16 protein-coding genes and 1 CRISPR repeat array (1 of these 17 only partly in view) are annotated in these 15,976 nt (G+C 36.7%); of the genes, 6 read left to right on the top strand and 10 right to left on the bottom strand.

The window, feature by feature from the left end; genetic code table 11:
* Positions 1–45: 45 nt before the first annotated feature.
* The 4 genes from ABDZ63_RS01605 to ABDZ63_RS01590 all read right to left on the bottom strand — a co-directional run bounded on the left by ABDZ63_RS01605 (position 46) and on the right by ABDZ63_RS01590 (position 3,604).
* Positions 46–675 (bottom strand): trimeric intracellular cation channel family protein, encoded by a 630-nt coding sequence (locus ABDZ63_RS01605; RefSeq protein WP_343781331.1) that lies wholly within the window; start codon positions 673–675, stop codon positions 46–48.
* Positions 676–894: 219 nt separating this feature from the next.
* Positions 895–1,353, bottom strand: a complete 459-nt coding sequence (locus tag ABDZ63_RS01600) for a DinB family protein (RefSeq protein ID WP_343781330.1) — start codon at positions 1,351–1,353, stop codon at positions 895–897.
* 112 nt (positions 1,354–1,465) lie between these two features.
* The gene (locus ABDZ63_RS01595) at positions 1,466–1,642 is read right to left on the bottom strand and encodes a hypothetical protein (protein WP_343781329.1); all 177 of its coding nucleotides are present in this window, start codon (positions 1,640–1,642) and stop codon (positions 1,466–1,468) included.
* Complete coding sequence (locus ABDZ63_RS01590; RefSeq protein WP_343781328.1) at positions 1,643–3,604, bottom strand: aconitate hydratase; 1,962 nt, start codon at positions 3,602–3,604, stop codon at positions 1,643–1,645.
* Between the two features lie 255 nt (positions 3,605–3,859).
* On the opposite strand from ABDZ63_RS01590, the gene ABDZ63_RS01585 reads away from it, so the two are divergent.
* Complete coding sequence (locus ABDZ63_RS01585; protein ID WP_343781327.1) at positions 3,860–3,967, top strand: putative holin-like toxin; 108 nt, start codon at positions 3,860–3,862, stop codon at positions 3,965–3,967.
* Positions 3,968–4,004: 37 nt separating this feature from the next.
* Here the strand turns inward: ABDZ63_RS01585 and ABDZ63_RS01580 are convergent, their stop codons facing one another.
* From ABDZ63_RS01580 to ABDZ63_RS01560, 5 genes are all read right to left on the bottom strand, one after another.
* The gene (locus tag ABDZ63_RS01580) at positions 4,005–4,583 is read right to left on the bottom strand and encodes a GNAT family N-acetyltransferase (RefSeq protein ID WP_343781326.1); all 579 of its coding nucleotides are present in this window, start codon (positions 4,581–4,583) and stop codon (positions 4,005–4,007) included.
* 446 nt (positions 4,584–5,029) lie between these two features.
* Positions 5,030–5,179 carry a hypothetical protein gene (locus tag ABDZ63_RS01575; RefSeq protein ID WP_343781325.1) on the bottom strand — a complete coding sequence of 50 codons (150 nt, stop codon included), beginning with the start codon at positions 5,177–5,179 and terminating at the stop codon, positions 5,030–5,032.
* 155 nt (positions 5,180–5,334) lie between these two features.
* Entirely contained in the window at positions 5,335–5,841 is a 507-nt protein-coding gene (locus ABDZ63_RS01570; protein WP_343781324.1) for a PadR family transcriptional regulator, read from the bottom strand.
* A 4-nt stretch (positions 5,842–5,845) separates the two neighbouring features.
* The gene (locus ABDZ63_RS01565) at positions 5,846–8,311 is read right to left on the bottom strand and encodes an FtsX-like permease family protein (protein ID WP_343781323.1); all 2,466 of its coding nucleotides are present in this window, start codon (positions 8,309–8,311) and stop codon (positions 5,846–5,848) included.
* Positions 8,280–8,999 (bottom strand): ABC transporter ATP-binding protein, encoded by a 720-nt coding sequence (locus tag ABDZ63_RS01560; RefSeq protein ID WP_343781322.1) that lies wholly within the window; start codon positions 8,997–8,999, stop codon positions 8,280–8,282. The genes ABDZ63_RS01565 and ABDZ63_RS01560 overlap by 32 nt, the downstream gene beginning before the upstream one ends.
* A 654-nt stretch (positions 9,000–9,653) precedes the next feature.
* Between ABDZ63_RS01560 and ABDZ63_RS01555 the strand changes: the two genes are divergently transcribed.
* Positions 9,654–10,196 carry an LOG family protein gene (locus ABDZ63_RS01555; RefSeq protein ID WP_343781321.1) on the top strand — a complete coding sequence of 181 codons (543 nt, stop codon included), beginning with the start codon at positions 9,654–9,656 and terminating at the stop codon, positions 10,194–10,196.
* Between the two features lie 5 nt (positions 10,197–10,201).
* On the opposite strand, the gene ABDZ63_RS01550 is transcribed toward ABDZ63_RS01555, so the two are convergent.
* Positions 10,202–10,756: a histidine phosphatase family protein gene (locus tag ABDZ63_RS01550; RefSeq protein ID WP_343781320.1), complete on the bottom strand. Its 555-nt coding sequence runs from the start codon at positions 10,754–10,756 to the stop codon at positions 10,202–10,204.
* A 210-nt stretch (positions 10,757–10,966) separates the two neighbouring features.
* Here ABDZ63_RS01550 and ABDZ63_RS01545 point away from each other — a divergent pair, with 210 nt between their 5' ends.
* The 4 genes from ABDZ63_RS01545 (at position 10,967) to ABDZ63_RS01530 (ending at position 15,691) form a co-directional block, all read left to right on the top strand.
* Positions 10,967–12,691 carry an aromatic amino acid hydroxylase gene (locus ABDZ63_RS01545; RefSeq protein ID WP_425541926.1) on the top strand — a complete coding sequence of 575 codons (1,725 nt, stop codon included), beginning with the start codon at positions 10,967–10,969 and terminating at the stop codon, positions 12,689–12,691.
* A gap of 118 nt (positions 12,692–12,809) precedes the next feature.
* Positions 12,810–13,220, top strand: coding sequence for a hypothetical protein (locus tag ABDZ63_RS01540; RefSeq protein ID WP_343781318.1), 411 nt, complete (start codon positions 12,810–12,812; stop codon positions 13,218–13,220).
* A gap of 665 nt (positions 13,221–13,885) precedes the next feature.
* Positions 13,886–14,077, top strand: a complete 192-nt coding sequence (locus tag ABDZ63_RS01535) for a YfhD family protein (protein WP_343781317.1) — start codon at positions 13,886–13,888, stop codon at positions 14,075–14,077.
* 174 nt (positions 14,078–14,251) lie between these two features.
* A complete protein-coding gene (locus ABDZ63_RS01530; protein WP_343781316.1) occupies positions 14,252–15,691 on the top strand; it encodes an LVIVD repeat-containing protein in 1,440 nt (479 codons plus the stop codon).
* Positions 15,692–15,857: 166 nt separating this feature from the next.
* Positions 15,858–15,976: direct repeats of the CRISPR family, unit length 32 nt; unit sequence ATTTCAATCCACGCACCCACATGGGGTGCGAC; it runs 1,441 nt beyond the window's last position.

The raw sequence follows: 15,976 nt of genomic DNA, 5'->3' as shown, positions 1-15,976 counted from the left end.
ATAGAACAAGATAGATCGGTGAAAAGCTTTTTAAACAATTTTTAACTATTTCCTAAAACTACTTACAAACCTTAACCAATCGCTTCTGCTTGGTAGGCGCCAATCGTAAATAACAGACAGCATACGAAGCGTAATAATAAGAACTAATAAAACCATTAACTCCCACATTTCTGTTGCGATCCCTAATCCAATGACAAGAGCACCTAATACCGCCCACATCGCATAAATCTCTTTATGTAAAACAAGTGGTTTACGACCAGCTAATATGTCACGAATCATGCCCCCTCCAGTTCCTGTTAACACACTTCCAACAATAACAGCTGGAAGAGGATAACCAGCAGCTACAGCAAATAGAGCACCTTGAATAGCAAACGCTGATAAACCAATCGCGTCAAAGAAAACTCCCCATTTTTCCCACTCTTTAAAAAACCAATGAAAGGGAATAAAAAATAAAAGAGTCAATGTTATAAATGCAATTAAAAACAACATACTTTGTTCCCATACTTCAGAAACAGGTAAGCCTAACACAACATGACGTACTAATCCACCACCAAAAGCAGTGGTAAATCCTAATAAATATACACCAAACAAGTCATATTTTTCATCCAACGCAACAATCGCACCACTAATACCAAATGCCATGGTCCCAATCACGTTTAAAATTTCCCACGTCATGCTGTCCCCCCTCTCTTTCATCACCTAAGTCTTCATTATTTTAACAAATAGTGATGAAAATTTCTTTATATGATCTTACTTTCTTTCTTCTCATGCTTTAATTATTCAGATCACACTTGTTACCTATGCCTCTTTACATATAGTTGTAATTCTCCAAAGTGATATAAAAGCCTTTAATACAAATAAACAGAGGCCCAACTTAGAGCCTCTGTTACCTAATTATGCTTGTGCTGCTCGGTTTTGTGCACTTGCTGTTCCTATATGATGCGCCTCATGTGAAGCTAAAAATAAAAACGCCTCTTCAATGGTTTTCAAGTGAAGCATTTCAAAGCCTAATGGTTCACCTAATTTACCCGAAGCTAATTCTTCCATACGTTTCCCATGTTGTTTTACTTGTTCAAGTAATTCCTCTTTAGAAGGGACATTTTCGCCCCATTCCTTTGGGCTTGTCCCTCTTGCAAATAGAGCTGGATAGTGACTAGGAAGTTGGCTTTCTTGGCCTAATGCATTCGTAATCACTCCATCCCACGTTACAATCGAATGCCCAATATTCCAGCGTGGATTGTTATTAAATCCTGAAGAGATTCTATCTAGTTCTTCTTCAGTCATGCTATCTAATAATTTCGTTAAGTTTTCTCGCCAAAAACTCACTTGCTGAAACACTGCTTGTTCATTCATTTAAAGATCGCCTCCCTCAATACATTCATCATAGCAAATGAAACTTAATATTGAAAATAATTGTACTTCCATTAAAAATAAACAAACACCCCATCAAGAGGTGTTTGTTGTATCAATCTAATATTCGATGGTTCTCATCAACATCATTTATACGACTTCCTTGTTGATTTTCAAAACTTGAAACATAACCATCTCCACTGCAAACTGTACATGTGTAGCGCCATTCTTCATCGTCCATTAATAAGCCAGCACCATCACATGCCTTACAACGAAATTCTTGTGAACCCATTTAGACACCACTTTCTTGTTTGTTTTTCACCCAATTAATAATGCCACCTGCTAGTATTATGTCCAAATGACGGTCTGTTAAACTGTGCTTTACTTTAACTTTTTCATTTTTATCTTTAATGCCTACTTCAAATTCATTTGACTTTTTCACTTTTGAACGAACTTGTTCAAACTCTAATACATCACCTTGTTCAAGTTTGTCATACTCACTTTCATCTTTAAATGTTAAAGGTAAAATACCAAAGTTAATCAAGTTTTGTAGGTGAATACGTGCAAAGTCTTTTACAATGACAGATTTTAATCCTAAATAACGAGGAGCTAATGCTGCGTGCTCACGACTTGAACCTTGGCCATAGTTATAGCCACCCACAACTGCGTGACCACTTTCATCACGAAGTTTCATTGCGCGCTCATAATAACTATCATCGACAATTTCGAACGTGAATGTACTAATTCTTGGTAAATTACTCCGATACGGCAGGACACGCGAACCACCAGCTAAAATCTCATCAGTTGAGATATTGTCACCCATCTTTAAGAGAACAGGTACTTCAAACTGATCTTTTAATGGAGCCATGCTAGGAATTGAACTAATGTTAGGTCCTTTCTCCAACTCGACTTTCATCCCATCAGTAGCTGTTAATGGCTCTTCTAATAATCCTTGTTCTTTTTTGAAATCGACTTTCTTAGGTTCTTGGACATTAGGATAATCCATATCTAATGTTCTCGGATCTGTTATTTCTCCCGTTAAAGCAGAGGCTGCTGCTGTTTCAGGACTACATAAGAACACACTATCTTCTTTCGTTCCTGAACGCCCAGGGAAATTACGCGGTGTCGTTCTTAAACTATTACGACCTGATGCTGGCGCTTGCCCCATTCCAATACAACCATTACAACCTGCTTGGTGTAAACGACCACCTGCTGAGAGTAGACTCGCAATATGTCCATCATCAACTAGTTGCGTTAAAATTTGACGAGATGATGGGTTAATATCTAATGACAACCCTTGTGCTATATGTTTTCCTTTCACAATTTCTCCGACAATCGCAAAATCGCGATAACCCGGGTTAGCCGAAGAACCTATATAGGACTGATAAATTGCCTCACCTGCTACTTCACTCACTGGAACAACATTACCTGGACTAGATGGCTTAGCGATTAACGGTTCAATTTGAGATAAATCAATTTCTTCATGTAAATCATAAGTCGCATCAGGATCAGCTGTAATCTCGACCCAATCCTCTTCACGACCTTGAACACTTAAGAAGTTTTTAATCTCTTGATCAGATGGGAAGACTGATGCGGTCGCACCAAGCTCTGCTCCCATATTCGCAATGACGTGACGGTCCATAGCAGAAAGCTCTTCAACGCCTGGTCCGTAATACTCAATCACTTTACCAACACCGCCTTTAACATCATACCGGCGAAGCATTTCTAAAATCACATCTTTCGCACTGACCCAATCCGGTAGTTTCCCTGTTAACTTTACACCCCATACTTGCGGCATTTTAATGTAATAAGGTTCCCCTGCAATAGCAAGAGCAACATCAATACCACCCGCACCCATCGCTAGCATTCCCATACAACCATTGGCACAAGTATGACTATCTGAACCTAACAATGTTCTACCTGGAATAGCTAATTTTTGCATATGGACTGGGTGACTAACCCCATTACCAGGGCGACTATAATAAAGCCCAAAACGATTTGCTGCACTACGTAAGAACATATGGTCATCTGCATTCCTGTAGTCATCTTGAATTAAATTATGGTCAACATACTGAGCTGATGCTTCAGTCTTTGCCTGATCGACACCCATTGCTTCAAGCTCTAACATAACCATCGTACCTGTAGCATCCTGCGTTAAGGTTTGATCGATTTTTAAACCAATTTCTTCACCTGGTTCCATCTGCCCTGAAACTAAATGTTCTTTAATTAATTTCTGTGTCACATTCATTTTCACAAGAACATTACCCCTTTCTACTCATTCCGTACCTTAATAATTAGCCTTACTATTAAAATTACCCACACTTCATGTTTATTAAACAGGACCACTTAAGATACATACCATTAATATAATGCTCAATTGAGAACTATTTTACACAGACAAATAGGTAAGAAGTCATTATTTATCGTTCTTACTTTACGAACATACGTTCTTGTTTTATACTATAGACAACCTTAAAGCATGAAGTAACTCTAGGAGGTGTCGCTTCAAGTGGAAACATATGGATTTTTATTAGTTATGATAGGGTTCGGTTCATTTGTCGTTACGTTACTATCTTTAATCATTCAAATAATCAATTCCATCACTAAAAAGAAGTAGCTCCTTGACATAGTTCTGTAAGGAGCTACTTAATTCTTTAGAGCCTTTTTGTATAACAACTACATTCATAAATTCGTTCAAACTTATTTTTAATGTCTGGTTCATTACCAAGATAGTGAGCAAATGACGACAGAACTTTTACTTCCGGTATTTTTGAATCAATGAAATAATGACTCTCTTCACCACTAATATAGACTTGATTATAAGAGCTTACCTTCTGAAAGCCTTGCTTTTCATACCAAGCGTTTACCCACTGATCATCTCTTGTCCAAGCTTCAATATAACTAAGGCCTCTCTGTTTTACTTTCTCTTCAGCATAACGGAGTAGCTTTTCACCTATCCCTTGACGTTGGTGATCTGGGTGAACCGCAATATGCCACATCATCGCACCTAATCCATCACTAGCTGTACATACTTCTTGTTCTTTTTCTTCTAACTCAAGGTCTAATAAACCAACAACCTGCCCCTTTTCTTCCACTACGATTTCGATTGATGGATTTTCGTAAGTTTCCTTTTCTTGCAATACGTTATCATAATAAGCTGTATCTAAAAACGATAAGACACGGCATCTTAACCAACTTACTTCATCTTTTGGTTGATAGCATCTAACATTCATTGGCACACCCCTCTTAAATTATATCTTTAAAATTATTTCGCCTTAAATTGGCTGAATCCTGCTAGATGTATAAATGTAGCTTTGGAATAAAGTTTAATTAAAATCGTCTCACTAACACGCATTTTGTGTTAAATAAATAAAATCCGTTTTGAAAAAAAAGCTTAATCAAAAACACATAGTAAACCTACATTTACATTTTACAATTATAGGATCATTAGAAGGAAAATTTCACAAAAACCGATTGGGCTAATAATGGACACCAACAGAAATGACATTGGGTAATTACTGCTGTTCTGCCCGAATAGCCTGTCGATCGGACACTGACTACTTAGAAAAGGATTCCGACTTTTTAGAAGCAAGGAAAACAAGGTCTTAATTAACATTTCCGACTAACAAGACTAATTATAGATAATCTATGGTGTAGATTATAACAATTAATACCTAACTTATTCATTTGTATTATTAAACAATAAGATTTTAAGTACGTAGCCAATACCTAGACCAATCAGTACCCCAGGAAAAGCATTATCAAATATTAAACCTACTCCCGCCCCAATAATCACACAAGCATAGATAATAATATCGTCTTTCTTCAAAATAGGATTCCCCTTTTAAATTCGTGATAAAGTAGAAAGTCTAATAACAGTATAAAAGGATTTACGTAAGGTCACTTTCAATTAATTTAAATATTGCACGGCATTTAGTTTGATAGTGGCAAAGGTTTCTAAAAAGAGTAAACCTTTGCCTAGAATTATGACCGATTTCGATTTTCGACCTGATTAATCCAGTTTAAATCTGCTTCTAAATGCAAGAGCGTACTAGTGATTAATAAATACCTATTCTCATCACCTTGAAGAAGAAATTCCGTTTTTAATTTAGTCAATTCCATGACATCTTTCATAATCATTGCTTTTTGTTGCTCAAGTATCTCATTCTCCTGTTCGAAACTAATCTTACGAGCACAACTCCATTTGAAATGGAAGTCGTCCTTATTAGAACAATAGGGTACAGGTTCCAATAACCAATTTTTCAACTCTATTTTACCTTCCGCACTTATTTTATAAAGTTTCCTTTCTTGGTCATCCATTCCTGCAGATAAGACTAATTGGTCACGTATTAAACGGTCGAGAGTAGTATAAATTTGTCCAGGGTTAATTTTTTCTTTCATTCCTAGAAGGTACTCTAGCTCTATTTTTAACTCATACCCATGATTTTTTTTTAGGGATAGCATTGTTAATATTCCGTATTTAACCGACATTTGTTCAACCTTCTTTAAGTGATGTTATAATATTTATTTTACTAGCCGTAGTACTAGAAATCCAAGAAGCGAAGAGACTTAGAGAAACACCTGCAATTAACACCAGTATAATATTCTCTAAAGGTAGTTGAAAGGATATAAATCCTTCCAACAGTTTGGACTGGCTGGTGACATAAATTAAAATCGCACCCGAAACTATACCTCCAATAACTCCTGACAATCCTATAAGTAGTCCTTCTCCAATTATCATTTTTTTAACTTGCTGTTTAGTAAAACCAAGTGCTCGCATCGTTCCAATCTCGGAGGTGCGCTCCAAAGTGTTCATTAAAAGGGTATTAGCTGTGCCAATACTGGATAGTCCTATGATTAAAACTAACATGGTTAATATTAACTCGTTCATTCCAGACAACGATGAAGTAGTTGATTTAATTTCATCTTCAATTGTTTCAACCTTTGAAAGATGGTTGCTAAAATCCATCCACAAATGCTCCCGTAGTTGTTCACCATTATATCCGTCATTTAATGTTAGTAGCATGTCAAAACTATTCTCCCATCCGAATTCATTAGTTAAGTGATTCTCATCCATAAATGCTACGTATCCTGAGTAATGCGATGTATTAACAACGTCAATGACTTCAATTTGTTGTACACCAGAAGGGGTATTAAGGTAAATGTTTTCACCAACATCTCCTCCCCATTCATCAAATGCCCGTTTACCAAGAAGAATGGATGGTTCCTTGGATAAATCATTATATAGTTGCTCTTTTTCGGAATCCTCAAATAAGGTCGGCCCCTCATTTTCAACAGCTAATATTGAGAATTCTCTTTTTTTTCCATCAATTGTTTCCCATGTAATCGGCGTAGCTTCCATTAAAGATTCAACATTTGAAACAGAATCATAAGAAAGCAATTTCTCTCTATCTTCATTAGACCACTGCACTTCTGATGTCACTCTTAGGTCGCCTCCATAGGTATTTCTAATTTCATTTTCATAACCCTCAGGAGCAGATTCTATAACTGCGCTTAGTAACAATATGACTGTTATCCCAACAGCAAGAATAGCAGCAGTATTGGCATTTCTATTTAATTGTTGTGTAACGCTTCTAGATGCCAGAATTCCACTATAACCGAAGAATACCTTCAAGATAGGTTTAAGTACCCAACTCAAACCATATAACAGCATTGGAAACAACAGAATGATGCTTGCTAAAATAGCTATATAAGAGCTGGGGTGATCAATAAATATAAAAGAAAACAAACCAGCTCCTACAACACCTCTAAATAGGTGTTGCTTCGGCGATGAATGCGTGTGATTTGCAGTTTTTAATGTTAATAACACCGAAGTTTTCCCCGCATTGTAAATAGGAAATAAAGAAGAAACAACAGGAAATAAAATTCCAATTACAACAGCTGTTAATACAGGTATTCCCCAATTTAAAGTATAAACCATTTCAAACTCAAACACACCAAGCAACGTTTGCATAAACATATCTCCGAGCCAAATTCCTATGGGTACCCCCAAAGCTGTACCTATTAATGCCAAAAGTAGTACTTCAATAAGAATAAGTTTGGAAACAGAACTTTGCAGATAACCAAAGCTCTTCATTATCGCAAACTCCTTTTTCCTCTCCATAACACTTGTGTAAATCATATTAAAAACAATGAATCCACTGATAAATATGGATAACCAAGCAATTAAGTAAAAGAAAGTATAGAGCTCCCCAATATCGTTACTTTGTCGATCGTCAGCAACTACTGGCTGTACATATACATTTGAATTAAGAAACTCGTTCTGAAGAGATTCAAAGAGTTGTTGTCCGTCTTCATTTGTTTGAAACCTTACATATGAAAGCTCGTTATCCATACCAGTCCACTCTCTTAACAATTCAAGCGGAGCCATAATGCGAAAGCTGGTTGATTCAGCTCCTTCCCAATCACTGGGGCCAGCAAGCAGCTGTGTATATTCAACAATGGCGGAAACCTTGGCTTCTCCCAAGTCGGCAAACCGAATTGTATCTCCTACCTTTTTATTTAACTGATTTGCAACGACTTCTGATATTACCAACCCTTCATTATCTAAACTACCTTCAATCACGGGAAGTTTTAGTAAAGAACTAGTTTGATTATTCACGCCTGTAATTCTTACAGATCTTTGATTTAGGGATTGATCACCTTCAAGTTCAAAGAAAGCTTGTTTATCCAGCGCGATCAATGTTTCCGTAACAGCTGGACTGGTCGAAATCGATGAAACCGCATCTTCAGAGTAAGTATGTTGATCGCTTAGAACCCAGTAATCCGCATTGGCTACATACATTTGCTCATAATAATTGAAAACATCATTTGTTGTTTTGTCTGCAATCAACATGGATGTTACAAACGCTATGCCCAAGATAATCCCAAGTAAGGAAATGAAAAAACGTTTTTTATTTTGTGTTATATTACGCCATGAAATTCGCCACATATTCAGCATAACTATCATCCTTCCTAGAAATCACTTGATCAACAATTCCATCTTTAAAAAGTATAATTCGATCTGCGAACCCAGCTGCGAAAATATCATGTGTTACCATTATGATTGTTTGATTATTTTCTCGATTAAATCTTGATATTAATCCAAGTATCTCCTCAGCTTTACTTCTATCTAAATTTCCTGTTGGTTCATCAGCTAATAGAACCGCAGGGTTATTGACCAGCGCCCGGGCTATAGCGACTCGTTGTTGTTGACCACCACTGAGTAAATTAGCTCGTCTACGGCCAAGTCCTTTCAATCCAACAGAATCAAGTAGCTCTAAAATCATTTGGTTTTTTTCTTTAGTCAAACTTCCATCCGCATGAAGAGGAAAGGCTATATTTTCTTCCACAGTTAAGGTAGGTAGTAGCTGATAATTTTGAAAAATAAAACCTATGTATTTTCTACGGAATATTGTTCTTTCTTTTTCCGTCATATTACTTAAATAACGTTGATTTATTAATATATCTCCTTCAGTCGGTATATCAAGCCCCCCTAAAAGTTGGAGTAATGTACTTTTTCCAGAACCACTTGGCCCCATTATAGCCACGAACTCTCCTTCTTCGACATTCAAATTAACGCCTTTTAACACTTGAGTTTTTTCTTGACCCTGCAAAAATTCCTTTGTTAGATTACTAAGTTTAATCATATTAATTCCCTCCATTTTTTACTCACTTCATTATATACTAAGTATATAATGAAGTGAAATAAAAACCACAAATAATATTGAAATAACATAATTTATCTTTCATAAAACCAAAAAACACCCCGCAAATATTACATACTTAGTATATACCGTTAGGCGTGTCATGTTAAGTATGAATTGTTCGGGTATTCGGAATTAGTATAGAATTACATTATTCACCTTTTTGCTGTAGCTTTGAAATAAAGTTTGATCGGTATTTCCTGAAACTGTTTTACCTTTTAACACCTTAGCATCTAAGTGATTATGCTTGAATGTATTCAGGGCAGCATCTGTCCTCCTAAAACTCTTCTTTCAGAAGATTAATGATTGAAGCGGGTGAAAAAGAAAAAGAAGCGGCTCTTTCGAGTCGCTCCTTCGTTTCGTTCATTTGATCATATAAGGTTTCTATATCTTTGACTGCAGAGTAACCCTCACATACATATCATTGTCTCGCCCTGTTTTGGAAAGCTGACTTCCATTTTGGAAAGCCAAAGTTCCTTTGGGAAAGGAAGACTTTCAGGGGGACAACATAAAGTAAGTGATATACTTTTGTTACATAATCGTAGTAACATGTGAATAAAAATAATAAACATCATAATAAAGAAATGGAGATATTCGATGAAAAGGGTTGCGGTTTTTTGTGGTTCTAGAGATGGGCATGATCCTATTTATATGCAGAAATCCAAACAATTAGGTGAAGTTTTAGCTAAACATAATATTGAATTAGTTTACGGTGGAGGGATTGTCGGCTGTATGGGCGCCGTTTCTGAAGGTGTGTTAGAAAATGACGGAAAAGCAATAGGGGTTATACCTGAAAAATTATTGACAGTCGAAATTGCCAATGAAGCCTTAACTGAATTACATGTTGTTGAGACAATGCACGACCGAAAAGCCATGATGGCACGACTAGCAGATGCATTTATTGCCTTACCAGGTGGTGCTGGAACTTTAGAAGAGTGGTTTGAGGTGATGACTTGGGCACAAATTGGCTATCACGAGAAACCATGCGCCTTACTTAATGTTAATGATTATTATACTCCATTATTACAATTATTTGACCATATGATTGAACAAGGATTTGTTGATCAATTAAATAAAGATATCATTATGATGCAAGAAGAACCTGAAATATTAATTGAACAAATTATGAAGGGGCTATAGTTTTCCTATAGCTCCTTTTGTCCTTTCCATAAACGCTTTATTTCACGACGGTTTAAATTAATCTCATAAACATCTGGATTCGTTAACCTTTCCCATTCCTCAAACCCAAAAGTTTGATCAAAATGATTTAAGATTAACGAAATTAAGTTTCCATGCGACACGAGAATCGTAGCTTTATGTGAGCTCAGTTTAACATCTGATATTACTTTCATTGCCCGCTCTAATGCTTCTCTACTCGATTCCCCACCAGAATACGTTAAATCGAAATCTTTATATGTTTCCTTTAAACAGTTCTTAAAGTCGGATAAATTTTCACTACTTAAAGTCCTTTCACGTAAATCATCACTAATTAGTAAGTCCAAGTGATGCATTTCAGCTGTTGGAACAATGGACTGAATTGCCCGCTCAAACGGACTAGCCATAATTTGGTCCACTCTTTTATCTGAGAAGAACTGCTTTAACTCTTCTGCTTGGAGTTTCCCTGAATCAGTTAAGGAGCAACTTGCTTCTTGTCCAGTAGCCTCACAATGCCTAACCAGATAAATAATTGAATCACTCATTTCCCTCTCCCCCCTTTTCACGGTCCAATTTTATCCTACTTATACGGTAAAATTCACATAATGTCAATTTAATTTAAAACCGAAACTCAAAAATCCCTTGACTTATTAAAGAAAATCATGATAAATTGTTTCTTAAAACAACACTTACTTTAATGAGTAAAAGCGTTTAAGCAAGCAAGTTAAAAAGTGTTAAATGAAATGGGGATGTCTATGAAAACAATTCAATCTAAAACCGTTCCAAAGCATTTAAGGAAATATACAGCCGAACAACATTATGAACACTACTCGGCTATTAACCATGCTGTTTGGCGTTACGTTATGCGTCAAAACCATAACTTACTGAAAAATATAGCTCATGAAGCTTATACTGATGGACTAAAAGCTTCCTCAATATCAATAGATCAGATTCCAAATGTTGGTGAGATGAATGAAAGCTTAGCACCTTTTGGTTGGGGAGCTGCAACCATTGATGGCTTCATTCCAGGTGTTTCCTTTTTTGAATTTCAAGCACAAGGCATTTTACCTGTCGTTAACGAAATACGTAAACTTGACAACATTCTATATACACCAGCACCTGACATTATTCACGAAGCAGCTGGACATGCACCTATTTTAGCAGACCCAGAGTACTCTTTTTTCGTTAAACGATTTGGCGAAATAGGCATGAAGGCTCTAGCAACAAAAGAAGAACATGACCACTTCGAAGCTGTACGTGCATATTCCAACCTTTTAGAGAAAGGCGATGCTACAGAGGAAGAAATTGAAGTAGCCAAGCAAAAGGTTGATGAATGTGAAGCTAAAATAACTGAACTATCAGAAGCACAAATTGTTGGACGCTTCTACTGGTGGACTGTTGAATTTGGATTAATCGGTGAATTAAATAACCCTAAAATTTACGGTGCAGGTTTACTTTCATCTGTTGGTGAAGGGGCAAATGCTTTAAGTGATGAGGTAGAAAAGATTCCTTTCGATATGGAGGAAGTGATTAACACTGGATTTGACATTACAAAACCACAACCGCACCTTTTCGTATGTAAAGACTTCAAGCAATTACTTGATGCAGCTGAACAATTCGCAACAACAATGTCCTTTATGAAAGGGGGTACTGAAAGCCTGGAAAAAGCTGTACGTTCAGCTAACACTGCTACAGCTGAGTATAGTTCTGGGCTACAAGTAACAGGAGTTATAAGCGAATTATTAAAAGACGAACAAGGAGAAGCTATATACTTAAAAACAAATGGAAACACTGCCTTGGCTGTAAACAACCAACAAATATCAGGCCATGGAACTGACACTCATGCTGATGGATTTGGTGCACCAATTGGAAATTTAATAGGTGTGAGTCAACCATTAGAAGATTTAAACGAAGAAGAATTAAAGTCAGTAGGTGTTTCAATTAATAAGCATACAGATCTAAACTTCGAAAACGGAATTCAAGTAAGTGGTCAAATTACTAATATTGTGCGTGAAAATGGTAAGGTTATTTTACTTTCATTCGAGAACTGTTCAGTCACATATGGTGAAACGTTATTATTTTCACCTGAGTGGGGTACGTTTGATATGGCTGTTGGTAGTGAGATCGTGTCTGTATTCGCAGGTGCTGCAGATGGTGAGAATTACTACACAGTTGACGATGAACAAAAGACACCAATACCTGAACAAACACAAATCGAGTTAAATGAACTTTACTCGCGAGTAAGAAACATTCGTGACAATGAATCAGGCAATTTAGCCTCTGACCTAAATACCATTTACGAACAATTAAAAGAAAATCACAAGAAAGATTGGCTCCTTCGACTAGAAATGTTTGAGTTATTAAGTGAACACGATGAAGAAACGACATTGAAGAAAAAACTTCTTGAAGAATTAAATGAACTAAAGAAAGAAAATAAAGAATACGAAACATTAATTGAGCGTGGATTATCAATTATCTAATCAACCTTAAAAGAGGAAAGTGAACGCCGACTTTCCTCTTTTATTTACGCTCATTCAATTTCCTTATATATAAGACTGTGATAGGATATCTGTATAATAATCAAAACAGGTGATCACATTGCTTATACGTAAATTTTATGCTTATTTACTAACATCCACTATATTAATACCTATTATGACACTCATCTTATTAACAACAAGTGATATTCCCCTATCCATTCTAATTCCTATTGTCGGTTTATATGTTTTAGGTGGGCTATTTTCATTCGGGGTTCCAACTTCTGTTTTAAGTGATGTATTAACAGAAAAAGCTAGTCCAGACAAGCGTTCGAAGCTTGCTTTGATTCTACATACGTTATTTGGCATGAGTTTCATTTTTGTATTAGGTTTATTAGCTGATGCTAACTCACTCTTTAATGACTTTGCCGTCTTTTGGTCTAGTATGTATTTATTCTTCTTTAGTGCAACACTGGCAGCTATTCTGTTTTGGACATTTGATGAATGGGTTAGAAAGAAACGTGGCCGATAACTCTTTAGGGTCGGCCTTTTAATGGATCATAAATTGTTGTTTGAGCGTAAATAAAAGACGCTTAGATAAAAAAGCTGTCTAAACCTGACTCATCAACTACTAGCCCAACTTCTATACACCCTAAAATAACTCCTTTCACCATCAGCTTTTAACTTTCCAATCACATGTCAATCAAATTGCTTTGAACCAGCATGAGTCTGACACTAATACATTCAAACCAATGTCATTCCAGTCATGCACTCTCTTTGATTCATTCTTATTTGAAGGTCTTGTTACGTCGATATTTTAAACAATCATTTTCTTATGGGTCACGTCTGAATCAGACTTAACTCGAATTTATGATGAAATAATGCTAACTGACTCAAGAATCAACATATCTATAGCTAAAATGTTCGAGTTATAAGGAATTGGACGCAACCCGATTCTCCTTCCACCGACAAATTCTCACTATTTCCTAGGTAATAAACATAATTATTACAAATTGAGCTTTTTAAATTCAACAAGTTAAACGCCATATTTGACATATAGTCTCTTACATTATAACTGAAACAGGAGCAGTTTCTTGCTTCCAATCGATAACAACAATACGAAAGCCGTTTCTTTTCATAACTCTATACAGAACTTCACATACTATAACGGATTCCATCAAAGTGAGGTGACAAAGCATGGGTAAGGATGAACACAAACGAAAAAGCCGCAAACCCCTTGGACAAACACCAAAAAACGAACAGCTTGAAGCCCGCGATGTAGAGTTCGCTGAAGATATAGCTGATAGCGCTGACCTTGAAGCACAGCGTCGTTCACAAGATGCTGAAGAGCGTGCAAGACAACAACAAAATACTCGTCGCAAGTTTTAACTGAAATTATGTGACCGTCATACGGCGGTCACTTTTTTGTGGAAATAAATTGGGATATGGTTAATTAGACTGTCGAAATAATAAGGCTATATGCATATTAACTATTTCAATTAAATCTATTAAACTATTAAATATAGTGAATATTCACTCAATTAATTACTAGGAGGAATGTCTATGAAAAAACGAAAACTTATTATGACTTCAGCTTTATCGGGTGCATTAGTTTTTTCAATTTTCACCCCAACAACATTTGCACACGACTTCTTAGACGGATCTGACTTAAACAAAGGTGAAAGAACTTTATTCACTGAAGAGGAGATGGAAGCCTTAGGAACGCCTCATGTTGAAGGTGACAAAAACGTTAAATTTCTTGATGAAGCTGCTGCTTTACAGTTAGAAGAAATTCGTGATGGAGTCCAAAATAACGCAGCAGATGTCTATTCACACAAAGGGTTTGGCTACGTTGGTACACATACTGCAGGCGGTGGTGATGGTGGCGTACGTGTATTTGATTTACAAGACCCCGAAAACCCAGAAGAAGTTGCTGTTTTCGCCCATGATGACATCCCTGGCACTTGGCATGAAAAAGTAATCGTTAAATCGATTAACACACCTGAATTTAACGGTGATTTAGCTGTAGTCAGTGTTCAACAGTTAGATCGCACTGCTGATACTGCAGGCGGTTTCCTACTTTATGATGTAACTGATCCGTACGATCCTAAAAAACTCGGTTACTCAGAAGTTTATGATAATACAAACGGCACTCATGAATTATATTTAACGACACAAGGTAATCGCGCTTTAGTATTAACCGCAAACCCTTATGCAGATTTATATAGTGACGGAGAAGAACATGACTTTCAAATTGTCGACGTATCAGACCCTACAAACCCTGAAAAATTATGGGAGTTTGACCCTCGAACTTTACCTGAGGTATCTGATGATTTTGATGGGTATAATTGGGAATCCCCAGACGGAAAGACTCGTCCAGTATTCGCACATAGTGTGATCACTGATAATAACGGCAAGCATGCCTATGTATCCATGTGGGATTTAGGTACAATGATCTTCAATATTGAAGATCCTGAGAACCCTGAATATTTAGGTCGCACAGACTTCGCATCTGATCAACAAGGGTCCGCACACTCAGCAGCCTTAGCTAGAGGCGGAAACATTTTAATTGAGACGAGAGAAGTTTATGTGCCTGTTCGTGAAGGTTATGAAGAAGCTTACGGTTATACAAGAATATTTGACATCAAGGATCCAAGCAACCCAGAGCTTTTAAGTGAGTTTACGACAGATTTAACTTTCCAGGTTGAAGATGGAACAACTTTCGCCAATACGGTACACGACCCTAAAGTTAGAGGGAATACTTTATACCTTTCTCATTATGCTGGTGGCGTATATGCTGTAGACATCAGTGACCCCGCTAATCCAACCCAGGTAGGACAATACAAGCCAGATCAAGCGGACGTTTGGGGCGTCTTTGTAGACCGTAACTTTGTTCTTGCATCTGATATGGGTCAGGGCTTAAAAGTTTTAACTAAAAATAATAGAGGTGGTAATGGTAAAGGGAATGGAAACGGTCAAGGACAAGCTCCAATAAGTAATTAAATGTCTTTCTCTAAAAGGTGATCGCTTTATCTGCGGTCACCTTTTATTGTTAAAAATAAAGACAAAGGCTAAAAAAGATTTCGGCGTTAGATGAAGTGTTTAATGTGAGGTTACAAACAATGAACAACTTTGTATGTTATATTCATAACTAAAATCACAGAGTGCTATTCAACCCGTCGCACCCACATGGGGTGCGACCTGATGAATTGAGAGAATATAATAACGAATTAAGAATTTCAATCCACGCACCCACATGGGGTGCGACATGTGCTAGATCCTAATACG

The organism is Alkalibacillus silvisoli (assembly GCF_039521975.1).
In the GTDB taxonomy this organism is placed as follows: Bacteria; Bacillota; Bacilli; order Bacillales; family Alkalibacillaceae; genus Alkalibacillus; species Alkalibacillus silvisoli.
Note: the sequence above shows the minus strand (reverse complement) of the source record. Positions and strands in the feature narration are given on the sequence as shown.

Bases quoted from the DNA above. Each gene is read 5' to 3' on its own strand.
- ABDZ63_RS01605 (WP_343781331.1), bottom strand. From the start codon at position 675: ATGACGTGGGAAATTTTAAACGTGATTGGGACCATGGCATTTGGTATT.
- ABDZ63_RS01600 (WP_343781330.1), bottom strand. From the start codon at position 1,353: ATGAATGAACAAGCAGTGTTTCAGCAAGTGAGTTTTTGGCGAGAAAAC.
- ABDZ63_RS01595 (WP_343781329.1), bottom strand. From the start codon at position 1,642: ATGGGTTCACAAGAATTTCGTTGTAAGGCATGTGATGGTGCTGGCTTA.
- ABDZ63_RS01580 (WP_343781326.1), bottom strand. From the start codon at position 4,583: ATGAATGTTAGATGCTATCAACCAAAAGATGAAGTAAGTTGGTTAAGA.
- ABDZ63_RS01570 (WP_343781324.1), bottom strand. From the start codon at position 5,841: ATGTCGGTTAAATACGGAATATTAACAATGCTATCCCTAAAAAAAAAT.
- ABDZ63_RS01565 (WP_343781323.1), bottom strand. From the start codon at position 8,311: ATGCTGAATATGTGGCGAATTTCATGGCGTAATATAACACAAAATAAA.
- ABDZ63_RS01560 (WP_343781322.1), bottom strand. From the start codon at position 8,999: ATGATTAAACTTAGTAATCTAACAAAGGAATTTTTGCAGGGTCAAGAA.
- ABDZ63_RS01555 (WP_343781321.1), top strand. From the start codon at position 9,654: ATGAAAAGGGTTGCGGTTTTTTGTGGTTCTAGAGATGGGCATGATCCT.
- ABDZ63_RS01550 (WP_343781320.1), bottom strand. From the start codon at position 10,756: ATGAGTGATTCAATTATTTATCTGGTTAGGCATTGTGAGGCTACTGGA.
- ABDZ63_RS01545 (WP_425541926.1), top strand. From the start codon at position 10,967: ATGAAAACAATTCAATCTAAAACCGTTCCAAAGCATTTAAGGAAATAT.
- ABDZ63_RS01535 (WP_343781317.1), top strand. From the start codon at position 13,886: ATGGGTAAGGATGAACACAAACGAAAAAGCCGCAAACCCCTTGGACAA.
- ABDZ63_RS01530 (WP_343781316.1), top strand. From the start codon at position 14,252: ATGAAAAAACGAAAACTTATTATGACTTCAGCTTTATCGGGTGCATTA.